The organism is Nocardia huaxiensis (assembly GCF_013744875.1).
GTDB lineage: Bacteria > Actinomycetota > Actinomycetes > Mycobacteriales > Mycobacteriaceae > Nocardia > Nocardia huaxiensis.
Map to the genome: position 1 here is coordinate 3,994,826 of NZ_CP059399.1, position 12,759 is coordinate 4,007,584.

At 68.4% G+C, this 12,759-nt stretch carries 11 protein-coding genes; 6 read left to right on the forward strand and 5 right to left on the reverse strand.

What is annotated here, in order from left to right; translation table 11 throughout:
• The first annotated feature begins 142 nt into the window (after positions 1–142).
• From H0264_RS17910 to H0264_RS17920, 3 genes are all read left to right on the forward strand, one after another.
• Positions 143–2,431 carry a hypothetical protein gene (locus H0264_RS17910; RefSeq protein WP_244976265.1) on the forward strand — a complete coding sequence of 763 codons (2,289 nt, stop codon included), beginning with the start codon at positions 143–145 and terminating at the stop codon, positions 2,429–2,431.
• A gap of 47 nt (positions 2,432–2,478) precedes the next feature.
• Entirely contained in the window at positions 2,479–2,910 is a 432-nt protein-coding gene (locus H0264_RS17915) for a GtrA family protein (protein ID WP_181585632.1), read from the forward strand.
• An 89-nt stretch (positions 2,911–2,999) separates the two neighbouring features.
• Positions 3,000–3,599, forward strand: a complete 600-nt coding sequence (locus H0264_RS17920) for a class I SAM-dependent methyltransferase (protein WP_181585025.1) — start codon at positions 3,000–3,002, stop codon at positions 3,597–3,599.
• On the opposite strand, the gene H0264_RS17925 is transcribed toward H0264_RS17920, so the two are convergent.
• Positions 3,556–4,659 (reverse strand): glycosyltransferase, encoded by a 1,104-nt coding sequence (locus tag H0264_RS17925; RefSeq protein WP_181585026.1) that lies wholly within the window; start codon positions 4,657–4,659, stop codon positions 3,556–3,558. The genes H0264_RS17920 and H0264_RS17925 overlap by 44 nt on opposite strands.
• Positions 4,660–4,938: 279 nt before the next feature.
• Here H0264_RS17925 and H0264_RS17930 point away from each other — a divergent pair, with 279 nt between their 5' ends.
• Together H0264_RS17930 and H0264_RS17935 are read left to right on the forward strand one after the other, a co-directional pair.
• Positions 4,939–7,155 (forward strand): hypothetical protein, encoded by a 2,217-nt coding sequence (locus H0264_RS17930; protein ID WP_244976266.1) that lies wholly within the window; start codon positions 4,939–4,941, stop codon positions 7,153–7,155.
• Between the two features lie 53 nt (positions 7,156–7,208).
• Complete coding sequence (locus tag H0264_RS17935) at positions 7,209–7,430, forward strand: Trm112 family protein (protein WP_181585027.1); 222 nt, start codon at positions 7,209–7,211, stop codon at positions 7,428–7,430.
• 66 nt (positions 7,431–7,496) lie between these two features.
• Here H0264_RS17935 and H0264_RS17940 read toward each other — a convergent pair whose 3' ends face one another.
• The 4 genes from H0264_RS17940 to H0264_RS17955 form a co-directional block, all read right to left on the reverse strand.
• On the reverse strand, positions 7,497–8,096 hold the full coding sequence (locus H0264_RS17940) for a TetR/AcrR family transcriptional regulator (protein ID WP_181585028.1): 600 nt from the start codon (positions 8,094–8,096) through the stop codon (positions 7,497–7,499).
• Complete coding sequence (locus H0264_RS17945; RefSeq protein ID WP_231086416.1) at positions 8,093–8,884, reverse strand: ABC transporter permease; 792 nt, start codon at positions 8,882–8,884, stop codon at positions 8,093–8,095. The genes H0264_RS17940 and H0264_RS17945 overlap by 4 nt, the downstream gene beginning before the upstream one ends.
• Positions 8,881–9,612 carry an ABC transporter ATP-binding protein gene (locus tag H0264_RS17950; protein ID WP_181585029.1) on the reverse strand — a complete coding sequence of 244 codons (732 nt, stop codon included), beginning with the start codon at positions 9,610–9,612 and terminating at the stop codon, positions 8,881–8,883. The genes H0264_RS17945 and H0264_RS17950 overlap by 4 nt, the downstream gene beginning before the upstream one ends.
• A gap of 113 nt (positions 9,613–9,725) precedes the next feature.
• Positions 9,726–11,249 (reverse strand): multicopper oxidase family protein, encoded by a 1,524-nt coding sequence (locus tag H0264_RS17955; RefSeq protein ID WP_181585030.1) that lies wholly within the window; start codon positions 11,247–11,249, stop codon positions 9,726–9,728.
• Between the two features lie 438 nt (positions 11,250–11,687).
• Here H0264_RS17955 and H0264_RS17960 point away from each other — a divergent pair, with 438 nt between their 5' ends.
• Positions 11,688–12,746, forward strand: coding sequence for an NAD-dependent epimerase/dehydratase family protein (locus H0264_RS17960; protein ID WP_181585031.1), 1,059 nt, complete (start codon positions 11,688–11,690; stop codon positions 12,744–12,746).
• The last annotated feature ends 13 nt before the right edge of the window (positions 12,747–12,759 follow it).

A 12,759-nucleotide genomic window follows, 5' to 3' on the forward strand; every position in this document is an offset into this window, starting at 1 on the left:
CAGAGCCCGAGCGGTCGAACTCTAACACGGTGCGAACTGCCGTCCGACTTGCCTGTAGGGTCTGGAACTCGTGGTCGACGTTGCAGGTACCGATAATCGGCGCGCGGTGTTGCGGTGGGGAGGCATCACGGCGCTCGGCGTGATGCTCGGCTATGCGGCAGTGCTGCTGGCCGATATCCGGCACTTCTATACCGACGACACCGAATCCCAGTACGCGCCCATGTGGGTGATGCTCGGCCGCGCGCTGCGCGAGGGCCGGTTCCCGGTGCTGGTGCCCGAACAGTGGATGTCGGGCAACTACACCATGGAGGAGGCGGGCCTGTTCAACCCGCCGCAGCTGCTGATCGACCTGATCGCGCCCTCGGTGCCGAACCTGGCCGTCTACGCCACCATCGTCAAACTGCTGTTCTCCATTCTGGCCGGGCTCGGCGTGTACCGGGTGTGCCTGGCCTACGGCGCGCGCCCCGAGTGGTCGGCGGTCGCGGGCGTGGCCTTCCCGTTCTCCGGGTTCTTCCTCTTCTTCGACACCGCCAGCTGGATGACCGCGCTCACCGGCACCGCCTACATGCTGCACGCGTGGGCGTCGTCGGTGCGCTACGTGCGCGGCCCCGGCGGGAGCGACGGGCCCGGAGGCGGCAGCCTGCGTAACCACGGAGGGACCCGTGGACGCCGACATGGATACGGCGGGCCTATTCCGGTCTTCGTCTTTCTCTACCTTGCGATTTCGGTGCAGTACATCTTCCCGGCGGTGGAGTCGGTGCTCATGCTGGCGGCCGTGGCCGTCGGCGAGATGGTGCTGAGCGGCCGGGCCTCGGGCGGCTCGTGGAAGTCGTGGGCCGCGTGGCGCTTCTGGCTGCTGTCGTGGGCGCCGGTCGGGCGGCTGGCCGCCGTCGCGCTGTGTGCGGGCCTGGCCGGGCTGCTGACCTTCCTGCCGTCCATGCTGTCGGCCAAGGTGAGCTGGCGCGGCACCGCGCAGATCAATAACGACCAGTTCCTCACGGTGCCGTGGTCGGAATCGCTGAACGCCAGCCTGCCGTCGGCCATGCCGGCGTTCAGTTCCTGGTGGGGTTATGTGCAGCCGCTGCCCATGACCTATATCGCCTGGTTCCTGATTCCGGCGCTGGCCTTCGTGGATTGGCGTCGGGCGCGCGAACATTGGAAGGAGTTCATCTCCATCGCACTGTTCGCGATCATGGCCCTCATGTGGACCGCCGGGCCCGGCACCATCGGGCCGCTGCGCTGGCCCGCCCGCGTGCTGCCCATGGTGGCCATCGGCCTGCTGGTGTTGGTGTGCGTGCTGCTGGGCCGCTTCGGCACGGTGCGCGAGTGGCGCAATCGCGCGGTCGCGGCGGGCGTGCTGATCCTGCTGCTGTGGGTGCGGACCTTCTCCGCCGACCCGCACGACGTGATCGAACATGTGATCGCCGCGCTCGTGGTCGCCGGGCTCACCGCCGGCGTCGTGTGGCTGGCCCGCACGCGCGGCAGCGCCGCGGCCGCGCTCATGACGCTGGCCGCGGTCTTCCCGATCGCCTGGTACCAGGTGCACAACATCCAGCCCAACCTCATGCAGTGGCATCTGCCCGCCGATCGTCAGGAGGCCATGGCGGCCTTCCCGAAGTTCGAGGGCACCACCCTGCAGCTGGGCGATCGCGGTCTGCTGCAGCGTGGCGACGATTCCCTCGACCGCGCCTACGGCTCCCTGGTCTTCGGCAACTACGCCAAGGATCTGGAACTGCAGTACGTGCAGGGCTACACCCCCAACGGGCACTTCTACTTCGGTGAAATGCTGTGCATGCGCTGGGACGGCAGCACCTGCCCGGACGCCTACCGCCGCCTGTTCGCACCGGACCCGGCCACCGGCCGCACCGTCGCCGATCTCATGTTGCTGGATCGAATCGTTCTGCAGCGCGCCATGTTCCCCGACGCGCGCAACCAGCCCGCACCGGACGGCTGGCACTGGGCCGACTATCCGGGCCACGAGCAGTGGATCTCGGTGCTGGAACGCGACAACGGCTTCATCTCCACCGTGAACGGCCGCGTCTCCGACACGCAGGGTGTGACCGCCACTTCGCTCGGTGAGACCGCCACCAGCAGCAAGGTCCGGGTGTCCGCCGCGGACGGCGGCCGCGTGGTCTTCGCCCGCCTGGGCTGGCCCGGCTACCGCGCCACCCTCAACGGCAAGCCGATCCCGATCGACACGGTGTCGAGAGTCTTTGTCTCCGTGAACATTCCCGCCGGCACCAGCAATGCCGAACTGGAGCTGACCTGGCGTCCGCCGGGCTGGAAGATCGGCGTCGCCACCGGCGCGGCCGGCCTCGCGGGCCTGGCGCTGCTGCAGTGGTTCTACGTGCGCTCCCGGCGCGCGGACGACGACGAAAACGGCGAGGAGCCCACCGCATCGGAACCCGCACTGGCAGAATCCCTCTCGTGAGCACCGCCGACATCTCACCGCAGGCGGCCACCGACGAGGCGGCCGCGATGGAGGAACCCGGACTGCTGCTACGCCTGGTGCGGCGGCAGGAGATCGCCTTCGCCCTGGTCGGCGGGTTCAATACGGCACTGGGCATGGTGCTCACGGTCTTCTGGCTGACCGTGCTCGACGGTCACGTCTCCGAGCATCTCGCCGTGGCGCTGGCGCCCGCGCTGGCCTACGCGGTCAGCATCGTGGTCGCCTTCGTCCTGCACCGCACGCTGGTGTTCCGGGTGCGCGGCCACGTGCTGCGCGACTTCGTGGCCTTCGTGGGCGTGAATTCCGGTGGGCTGCTGCTGAATCTGATCCTGCTGCAGGTCGCCGTGTCACTGCTGCACGCGCCCGCCAAACCCGCCGCGGTGGTCGTCATGGGCCTGGTCGCCATCGTGAGCTTCTTCGGCCACCGCCACATCTCCTTCCGCCGCACCCACGAGCGGTGAGATCCACGCCACACGGGCAGCGGGCCGGCTGAGATCCTGGCATAGTTCGAGACAGCGGAAGCCGTTGTCCCACAACTACGCAGGAAATCGTGAGTACCAGCTTCATCTATCGGCACGGGTCCATCTACGAGTTGCTGATGCGAGGCTTGTACGGGCGTCACTACGACGCCCGTTTCCGGGCCATCGCGGATCTGATTCCGGACGAGGCCGAGGTGCTCGACCTGTGCTGCGGACCGGCCACCCTCTACACCCGGCATCTGCGCCGGAAATCGGTGCGCTACACCGGACTCGACATCAACGAGGGCTTCATCGCCGGTCTCACCGCGGCCGGCGGGCACGGGCAGGTCTGGAATCTGCATGGAGAGCAACCGCTTCCGGCCGCCGACTACGTGCTCATGCAGGCCAGCCTCTACCACTTCCTGCCCGACCCCGAACCGGTGCTCGACCGCATGCTGGCGGCGGCACGCGCCCGGGTGATCATCGCCGAACCGGTGCGCAATCTGACCACCAGCCGCAATCGCGTGATCACCAGGCTGGGTGGGCGTTTCACCAATCCGGGCGATGGCGAGCAGCCGCGGCGCTTCACCGAGGAAACCCTCGACGAGCTCTTCCGCGGCTATCCCGAACAGGTCGAACAGCGCACCCTCATCGCGGGTGGGCGGGAGAAGCTGTACGTGCTGAAGGCGTGACGCCCTCGTCGGCCCGCGCGGCGCGCTCCCGCCGCGGCGTCGGCGAATCCACGGTCATGTACAGCGGTTTGCCCACCAGAATGTGCAGCGCCACACCGAGATACTCGGCGATCAGCCCGAGCGAGAACAGCATCGCGCCCGAACACAGCAGCAGCACCACGATGGTCGAGGTCCAGCCCTCGGGCGCCCAATCGTCCAGGGTCAGCGCCTCGTACACGATGAACGCCGCCAGCGCCGCACCCGCCAGCGCGAGCGTGCCGCCCAGCAGGCTCACCAGGCGCAGGCCGCGAGTTCCGCTGCACAGCACCATCTTCCAGAACAGCGAGAACAGCCGCCGATAGTTGTAGCCGGACTCTTCCCGGCCCTCGGCGCGCAGTGTCACCGGCACCTGCGCGACGGTGTCCACCACCCAGGTGAGCGCCACATCCAGGTACACGCCATTGGAGGCGACCTCGGCCAGCTGGCGGCCGATATCGCCGCGAATCAACCGGAAGCTCTCGAACCGGGTGGAATCCGGGAAGGCGAACACCGTGGCCAGCACGATCTTCGCGCCGCGCGAGGTGAGATTGCGCAGGAAGCCGTGCGGACGGGTATTGGTCGGCTTCGAATAGATCAGATCGGCGCGCTGTTCCAGCGCCGCGTCCAGGAACCGGCCGATGAACACCGGATCGTGCTGACCGTCCTCGTCCATGGTGACGATCCAGTCGCCGCGCGCCGCCGACATGCCCGCGATGGTCGCCGCGTCCTGCCCGAAATTGCGGCTCAGCCACACCGTGCGCACCTCGCCGAAGGACTGCTCCAGCTCCTGCAGCACCACATCGGAGCGATCCGGCCCGTGATCGTGCACGAGCAGGATCTCCGACACCACGAATTCGGCGCCGCCCGGCGTCTCGGTGACATCGGTCAGCTTGTGCAGTTCGGCGACGAGATCGCCGATGGTGTGCTCACCGCGATAGACGGGCACCACCACCGAGACCGCATGCGGTCGATCGATCCCGGCCCGGGACGGTGGCCCGGACAGGTCGTCGGCGTGGTAGGTGCGTCGGGAGGGAATCGGCATCAGCTGGATCGACTTTCGATGACGGTGCGTGCCGGTGCGTCCTGCGGAAATGCGGAGCCCGAACCGCGTGAACTCTAGCACGACAGCGTATTCGGTCCCGGTCGCGGTGCTCGTCATGAACCCGTCACGGCGCGTTCACCCGCCCCGTGACGGCGCTGCCGAACCGGGAATCGCGCTGTAGGTTGGGGACTCGTGACGGACAGTGCACTATCGACGCCGTCGGCCGGAGTCGCTCCGGTCCGGGAGGTCGCCGCGACGGAATCGGATTCGCGACGGGACGTGATCCGGTGGGGAGCGGTCACCGTGGCCGGAGTGCTGCTCGGATACGCGGCGGTGTTGCTGGCCAACCTGCGGCACTTCTACACCGACGACACCGAATCCCAGTACACCGGACTGTGGGTGGCCATGGGCCGGGCACTGCGGGCGGGGGAGTTCCCGGTGCTGTGGCCCGAGCAGTGGATGTCGGGCAACAACACCATGGACGATGCGGGCCTGTTCAATCCGGCCCAGCTGCTCATCGATCTCATCGCCCCGTCCTTCGACAATATGGCCGTGTACGCGACGCTGGTGAAGCTCGTGTTCTCGATCATCGCGGCGCTGGGCGTGTACCGGATCTGCCTGGCGTACGGCGGCCGTCCGGCCTGGTCGGCGGTGGCCGGGGTGGCGTTCCCGCTGTCCGGGTTCTTCCTGTTCTTCGACGAGGCCAGCTGGATGACGGCGCTCACCGGCACCGCCTGGCTGGTGCACGCGTGGGCGTCGTCGGTGCGGTACGTGCGCGGCCGGGGCGGGCCGATTCCGGTGTTCGTCTTTCTCTACCTGACGATTTCGACGCAGTACATCTTCCCCGCCATCGAGGCGGCGATCATGCTGTTCGCGGTCGCGGTCGGGGAGATGGTGTTCACCGGCCGTGCCGGCGGCGGCTCGTGGAAGTCGTGGGCGCCGGTCGGGCGGCTGGCCGCCGTCGCCGCGTGCGCGGGACTCGCGGGGCTGCTGACCTTCCTGCCGTCCATGCTGTCGGCCAAGGTGACCTGGCGCGGGACCGCGCAGATCAATAACGACCAGTTCCTGACGATTCCGTGGTCGGAATCGCTCAATGCCAGCTTGCCGTCCACACTGCCCGCCTTCACCTCCTGGTGGGGGTATGTGCAGCCATTGCCGGTCACCTATATCGCCTGGTTCCTGATTCCGGCGCTGGCCTTCATCGACTGGGATCGGGCGCGCTCGGCGTGGAAGGAACTGAGCGCGGTCGGCATCTTCGCCGTCGTCATGCTCATGTGGTCGGCCGGGCCCGGATCCATCGGACCCCTGCGCTGGCCCGCGCGGCTGCTGCCCATGCTCGCCATCGCGCTGCTGGTGCTGGTGTGCGTGCTGCTCGGGCGGTTCGGCACCCTCCGCAATCCGCGCGGTCGCGGCATCGCCGCACTGGTGCTGATCCTGGCGCTGTGGGTGCGGTCGTTCTCCGCCGATCCACACAATGTGATCCGGCATGTGCTGGCCGCGGCGCTGCTCATCGGCGTGGGCGCGGGCGTGCTGTGGCTGACCCGCACCCGGGGCGTGGCCGCCGCGTGCGCGCTCGCGATCGTCGCGATGTTCCCCATCGCGTTCTGGCAGGTCGAGGCCGCGCAGCCGACGCCCATGAGCTACAACATGCCGACGAACCGGTCCGAGGCCGCCCGCGCCTTCCCCGATTTTCCGGGCACCACCATTCAGCTGGCCGACCGCGGGCTGTTGCAGCCCGGCGACAAGAGCCTCGACGGGGCTTACCGCGCACTGGTTTTCGGCAACTACGCGAAATCCCTGGAACTGGACTATGTGAACGGCTACACCCCGACCGGGCACTTCTACTTCGGTGAATTGCTGTGCATGCGTTGGGATTCGAGTGTATGCCCGGACGCCTACAAGCGCCTGTTCACGCCCGAGGCGAGTACCGGCCGCCCGCTGGTGGACCTGATGAAACTGGATCGCGTGGTGCTGCAACGCGCGCTGTTCCCGGATGTGCGTGACCAGCCTGCCCCCGACGGCTGGAAGTGGGTGGATCAGCCTGCCGCGCAGAGCCGCTACATCTTCGTGCTCGAACGCGAGAACGGCCTGGTCTCCACGGTGAACGGCCGCGTCTCGGCCGAGAAGAACGCCACCGCCACCTCGCTGTCGGAGACCGGCACCACCAGCCGGGTCCGCGTGTCCTCGGCCTCGGGCGGCCAGGTCGTCTTCGCCCGCCTGGGCTGGCCGGGCTACCGCGCCACCCTGAACGGGAATCCGGTCCCGATCAAGACCGTCGCGAAATCCTTCGTGGCCGTGGACATTCCAGCCGGAACCCAGAACGCCGAACTGGTGCTCACCTGGCGTCCGCCGGGCTGGAAGATCGGCCTGGCCACCGGCGCGGCCGGGCTGGCCGGACTCGCCGTACTCCAGTGGCTCTACATTCGCTCGCGGCGTACCCGCGCCGAGGAGACCGCCGCCGCGCCGGAACGCGAACCTGTGGGCACGGTTTCGTGAGTGTCGCCGAGGTGGCGCGCGGGCCGGTGACGCGGACCGGTAGGTTGTGAGCCATGTCGGAGGAAATCCTGGACGCCACCCTGCTCAGCCTGCTCGCCTGCCCGCAGGACAAGGGCCCGCTGCTGCTGGTCCGCGACGACAAGGGCGACAGCGTGCTCTACAACCCCCGCCTGCGCCGCGCCTACCCGATCGACAATGGCATCCCGGTGCTGCTGGCCGACGAGTCGCGCGAGGTCTCCGACGAAGAGCACACCGGCTTCCTCACCCAGAACTGAGACCCGCCGGGCGACGCAGCGCCTTCCGTCATCCCCGCGTGCTTTTGGCGGGGATCCACGGCATCCTCAGAGCTCGCCGGTCAGATAGTGCTGCAGCGTCGGCCCGACCGTCGCGACGAGTTCGTCGATGGGCAGCGACGCCAGCGGTTCCAGCTGCACGATCTTGCGCATCACGAGCAGTCCCGCCAGCTGCGACGCGGCCAGCGTGACGCGTTTCCCGCCGGTTCCGGGCGGCGAATCCACCCGTGCGCGAACATCTTTCAGCACGATCTCGAGCATGAACGCCCGCGCCAGGGCCGGATCGCCGCTGCCCAGCAGCGTCCGGAACGCGGCAATGGCCTGCACACCGTGCGGGGAGTCCCACACCGTCAGCACCGCGCGAACAATGGTCTCGCCCAGGCGATCCAGCGGCGCGGCCGCGATCTGCGAGGTCACCACCGTCGGATCGATCGGCAATTCCAGTGCGGCGGTGAACAATTCCTGTTTGGTGCCGAAATAGTGATGCACCAGCGCCGGATCCACGCTCGCCGCCGTGGCGATGGAGCGGATCGACGCCTTGTCGAACCCCACCTCGGCGAAGCGCACCCGGGCGGCGTCCAGAATCGCCTCCCGGGTGCCGGAGCGGCCGGGTCGCCGGCCGCTGCGGATTCCGTTGCTGTCCGTCACGCGGTCCGCCGCCGTAGCGTCGCCGCGCCCAAAGCCAATGCCACAAGGGCGAATCCTGCCACGATCGCCAGATCCCGCCACATCGCCCCGGTCACGCCGCTGTGCTGGGCCACCTGCTGCAGCGCGTCCACCGCGTAGCTGAGCGGCAGCACATTGCTGATCGCCTCCAGCCAGCCCGGCAGCTGCCCGCGCGGCACCAGCAGCCCGCACAGGAAGAACTGCGGCAGCACGATCACCGGCATGAACTGCACGGCCTGAAACTCGGTGCGCGCGAACGCACTTGCCAGCAGTCCGAGAGCCACGCCCAGCACGGCGTCCACCACCGCGATCAGCACCACCAGCAGGGGACTGCCCGCCGAATCCAGGTCCAGCAGCCAGAACGCCACCACGCAGGCGATGACGGCCTGCCCCATGGCCGCCGCCGAGAACGCCGTCCCGTATCCGGCCAGCAGATCGAATTTCGACAGCGGCGTGGTCATGAGCCGCTCCAGCGTGCCCGAAACTCGTTCGCGCTGCATGGCAATCGCGGTGATGAGGAACATGACCACGAACGGCAGCACCCCGAGCATGGTGATGCCGACCCGGTCGAACAGCCGCGGCTGCCCCGGCATGGTGGGGTAGTTCTGGTACACGAAATACAGCAGCGTCATGAGCAGCGCGGGCACCACCAGAATCATGGCGACGGTGCGATGGTCGGCGCGCAGCTGGCGCAGAATGCGCACGGTGGTGGCGGTGTAGCAGCGCAGCGGCTGCGGCCCGGCCGGCCGGGCGAGGGTCGTGGCGGTCACAGCTTTTCTCCCTTACGGATCAGGGCGAGGAAGGCGTTCTCGAGGCTGGATTCGCCGGTGTCGGAACGCAATTGGCCGGGGCTGAGCTGGGCCAGCAGGTGGCCGTCGCGCATGAGCAGCAGCCGGTCGCAGTGTTCGGCCTCGTCCATGACGTGACTGGACACCAGCAGGGTGCGGCCCTGCGCGGCCAGGGCGTGGAACTGCTCCCACAGATCCGCGCGCAGCACCGGATCCAATCCGACGGTGGGCTCGTCGAGCACCAGCAGCTCCGGATCGGCCACCAGCGCGCAGGCCAGCGAGACTCGGGTGCGCTGCCCGCCCGACAGCTCGTCGCCGCGCTGCCCGGCATGACCGCTCAAACCGACCGCGGCAATGGCGGTTTCGACATCGTCGGCCGAACATCCGTACAGCGCACCGAAATACGAGACATTGGCGTGCACGGTGAGGTCGTCGTAGATGCTCGCGGCCTGGGTCATATAGCCGACCTGCCGTCGCAGCCCGGGTGATCCGGCCTCCTCGCCGAGCACCGTCACGGTGCCGGACGCGGTGATCTGCGTGCCCACGATGCTGCGCATGAGCGTGGTCTTGCCGCAGCCTGACGGGCCCAGCAGCCCGGTGATGCTGCCGCGCGGCACGCTCAGCGAGATGTCGTGCAGCACCTGCCGCCCGCCGCGGCGGACCTCCAGATGGTCGATGGCGATGGCGGGCGGGGAAGCGGACGCCGTCATGGTCCCCTCAATTCATCGAGTGTTGAATTCACTACGTGATGAATTCTGCGCCGCGGGGTGGCGAGAACGCAAGACCCCGGCGTGAGACACGCCGGGGTCCCGGTGGGGAGTGCTCAGTGATGGCCGCTGTGTTCCGGCGGTTTACCCGCCTGACCACCTGGTTCGATGACCACGAACTGACCCATCATGCCGAGGTCCTCGTGCCAGAGCAGGTGGCAGTGGAACATGTAGGGCGTGTCGGGGTCGGCCGGGCCGTCGAAGCGCACGGCCAGTTTCATCTCGGTGCCCGGTGGCAGGAACACGGTGTCCTTGGCTCCGCTCAGAGCTGTCGCCGGTGGCTTCCCGTTCACCTCCGCCACCGCGAACTGCAGATCGTGAATGTGGAAGTTGTGCGGCATGCCGTCGCTGTTGCGCACGGTCCACAGTTCGGTCTCGCCCCGGGTGACGGTCTCGTCGATCCGGCTCATATCCATCTCGCGCCCATTGATTTTCGCGAACTCGAGGTCGAAAGTCCGCTCCCGCACGGCATCTCGCGCGTTCGGCAACTGCGGCTCGACCAGCGTGGCGGGCAAGGCGGCCGAGGGCCGCAAGGTCGGTGCGGCCCGCAGCTGGAGGATGTCGAAGGTGTCGTCCCCGCCGGTGAAGCGCTGACCCCAGAAATCCAGTCCGGCATCGACCTTGTTGCCCCGCAACACCACTCGCTCCCCGGCCTGCATGCGCACCACGATCTCGGCGCGCTCACCCGGCGAGAGCTGAATGCGATCCAACTGCGCGGGCCGCGCCAGCAATCCGCCGTCGGTGCCGATGAGCGCGAACCGACGGTCATCGGAGAACCCGAAGTTGTAGGTGCGCGCGGTGGAGGCATTGACCAGCCGCAACCGCACCAGCTCGTCCCGCACCTCCCGATAGGGCGCGAGCACCCCGTTCACCATGGTCAGATCGCCGAGCACCCCGACATCGGAGAACATGCCGCGCGCGGTGTCGAACTCGCTGCCGCGAAACTTCAAGTCCTGCACGATGATCGGCAGATCGTCCACCCCGTAGGTGTGCGGCAGTGCCAGCCCGTCAGCGGCGGCATCATCGAGAACGAACATCCCCGCCAGCCCGCGCCGCACATGAGATTCGGTGGCCCCGTGCGGATGTGGGTGATACCAGAGCGTCGCCGCGGGCTGATCCACCGTCCACTCCGGTGTCCACGTCCCGCCCGCGTCCACCATCTGATGCGGCCCGCCGTCCATCTCCGCCGGCACATGCATCCCGTGCCAGTGCACCGACGACGCCTCATCGAGGGTGTTGCGCACCCGCACCCGCACCGTCTCCCCGCGCCGCGCCCGCAGCGTCGGCCCCAGGTAATCCCCGTTGAACCCCCACGTCGAGGTCGCCTGCCCGTCCCGGAATTCCCGCTGCCCCGAACGCATTTCGAGATCGAACACCCGCGTACCGTCCGCCTCGACCCGTGATTCGGCCAGCGGCGGCACCGGCATCTCCCGATCGAAACCCACCGCCCCCACCGTGGACACATCCGTCGTCGAGTACACCCAGAAGAACCCGCCACCCACCAGCAGCGCCCCGGCCGCCAGAAAAGCGCCGAGCCAGACCAGGATTCGCCGCGCCCGCGACCTTCGCCCATTTCCCATGCGCCGACGGTAGAGAAACCCCACCCCCACCCACATCCGGCACCGCCCCCACTTCCCACCCCAACCTCCGCCCCGCCGAGTCGGGGATTACCACGAGACGGCCCGGATCCCAGAGCCGCGCCGCCGCCTCCGCCCGCCGCTATCGAGCGTGAAGCGGCGATGTTCCCTCTCCCGTCACTCCGTCACCCCGTCATCCCCGCGTGCTTTTGGCGGGGATCCACACAGTCTGCGGCAGAACCGATTTCGGTGGATCCCGGCCAAAAGCGCGCCGGGATGACGAATGCGTGTGCACTGTCGGGGTACGTGGAAATCACGGTGGCCAGTCATGACAAATCTCTGACGCGTCGCGTTTCGACGGCCTGTCGGCGGTCGTGGTCGTGCCGGGCCGACGACAATCGCGTTCATGACAGCCCCCGCATTCGCCCAGGCAGGCCGGCCATGCGCGTATTGCTGACCGGCGCGGCCGGATTCATCGGCTCGCACATTCGCGACGCCCTGGTCACGGCAGGGCACGAGGTCGTGGCCGTGGACCTGATGCTCGCCGCCGCGCACGGCCCGGACGCCACCGCACCTGCCGGTATCGACCAGGTCGATGTGCGCGATCCCGCGGCCCTGGACGGCTGCCTGCGCGGCATCGACGCGGTGTGTCACCAGGCCGCCGTGGTGGGTGCGGGCGTCAGCGCCCAGGACGCTCCCGCGTACGCCAGCCACAATGATCTCGGCACCGCTGTCCTGCTGGCCGCCATGGAGCGCGCGAAATGCCGGCGGCTGGTTCTCGCCTCGTCCATGGTGGTCTACGGCGAAGGCCGATACCTCGACTCCCGGGGTGTGGAAGTGGTGCCCGGCCCCCGCGGCGCCGACGATCTCCAAGCGGGCCGCTTCGATCATCGAGATCCCGCGGGCGCGCCGCTGACGTGGGCTGCGATCGACGAGGACGCCCCGCTGCGCCCGCGCAGCCTCTACGCGGCGAGCAAAGCCGCACAGGAGCATTACGCCGCCGCGTGGGTCGCCGCGACCGGCGGCACCGTCACGGCCCTGCGCTACCACAATGTCTACGGCGATGACATGCCCAAGGACACACCCTATTCCGGGGTGGCGGCGATATTCCGGTCCGCGCTGGAGGCAGGCGAATCGCCGCGCGTCTTCGAGGACGGCTGCCAGGCAAGGGATTTCGTTCATGTGCGAGATATCGCCGCCGCCAATCTCGCCGCGCTCGAACAACCGCTCTCCGGATTTGTGCCGCTGAATATCGCCTCCGGTCACCCCATCACGGTGGGTGAGGTCGCGTCTGTGCTGGCCGCCGCCCACGACGGAAAGCAGCCCGTCGTGACCGGTGAGTATCGCTCGGGCGATGTCCGCCACATCGTAGCCAGCCCGGAAAGAGCCCACCGCACATTGGGTTTCGCCGCAGCCATCGAACCTCGCGACGGCCTGGCCGCATTCGCGTTCGCCCCGCTGCGGGCTACCGCCGGCGGTGACGCTCCGGCCTGGCGCTGAGCGTGTCGGGCCG

Excerpts from the sequence above, each read along its gene's own strand:
- H0264_RS17910 (WP_244976265.1), top strand. The coding sequence starts at position 143 with ATGCTCGGCTATGCGGCAGTGCTGCTGGCCGATATCCGGCACTTCTAT.
- H0264_RS17915 (WP_181585632.1), top strand. The coding sequence starts at position 2,479 with ATGGAGGAACCCGGACTGCTGCTACGCCTGGTGCGGCGGCAGGAGATC.
- H0264_RS17925 (WP_181585026.1), bottom strand. The coding sequence starts at position 4,659 with ATGCCGATTCCCTCCCGACGCACCTACCACGCCGACGACCTGTCCGGG.
- H0264_RS17935 (WP_181585027.1), top strand. The coding sequence starts at position 7,209 with ATGTCGGAGGAAATCCTGGACGCCACCCTGCTCAGCCTGCTCGCCTGC.
- H0264_RS17950 (WP_181585029.1), bottom strand. The coding sequence starts at position 9,612 with ATGACGGCGTCCGCTTCCCCGCCCGCCATCGCCATCGACCATCTGGAG.
- H0264_RS17955 (WP_181585030.1), bottom strand. The coding sequence starts at position 11,249 with ATGGGAAATGGGCGAAGGTCGCGGGCGCGGCGAATCCTGGTCTGGCTC.
- H0264_RS17960 (WP_181585031.1), top strand. The coding sequence starts at position 11,688 with ATGCGCGTATTGCTGACCGGCGCGGCCGGATTCATCGGCTCGCACATT.